The organism is Stenotrophomonas maltophilia group sp. RNC7, from assembly GCF_030910085.1.
Lineage (GTDB): Bacteria > Pseudomonadota > Gammaproteobacteria > Xanthomonadales > Xanthomonadaceae > Stenotrophomonas > Stenotrophomonas sepilia.
In genome coordinates this window covers 1-495 of sequence record NZ_JAVFVN010000401.1, presented here as the reverse complement: position 1 = coordinate 495, position 495 = coordinate 1, and the positions used below count along the sequence as shown (strand labels likewise).

Here is a 495-nt window from a genome sequence, read left to right as displayed (position 1 = left end):
AGGTTCTCCCCAGCCAGCTCGACTTCCGCGCCTGGGTGGAGAAGGGCCTGACGGCCGACGAAGCCCTGGCGGGCCTCGCCGTGGCGCGCCAGTCCAAGCCCCCGCCAGAAGCCATCCCCTGGGCCTACCTTGCCAAGGTGCTGACGGCCCAGCGCCAAGCCGCGCAGCAAATCCCGGAGAAGGGCGCCCCTCCGCAACGCCCACCCACCGCCAACGAACGGCGCGCCGCCTGGAACGCCAAATTGCAAAACGTCATTGCCAACGCTGGCGCACAGCCGCGGCACGAAATCGACATGGGAGTTATCGATGCAACTGGTACACGCGACTGAAGTGCCGCCTCCGGTTCCCGTGGCCTGGGCCGCTCGCGTGATCGAACGCATGCAGGCCTTGTACGGCGCGAAGTTCGCCCAGCAGTGGGAGGGTATCGAGCCTGCCCGCCTTGCCGAGGCCTGGGCGCAGGAAATCGCCGACTACACCGCCGAGGAAATCCAGCGC

Annotated in this window: 2 protein-coding genes; both read left to right on the top strand. The window is 67.9% G+C overall.

From position 1 onward, the window contains the following. A partial coding sequence (locus RCF13_RS06815; protein ID WP_308141002.1) for a hypothetical protein occupies positions 1-329 on the top strand: 329 nt, incomplete at its 5' end. Further along, on the top strand, positions 307-495 hold a 189-nt coding region (locus RCF13_RS06810), incomplete at its 3' end, for a hypothetical protein (protein WP_308141001.1). The genes RCF13_RS06815 and RCF13_RS06810, both read left to right, overlap by 23 nt.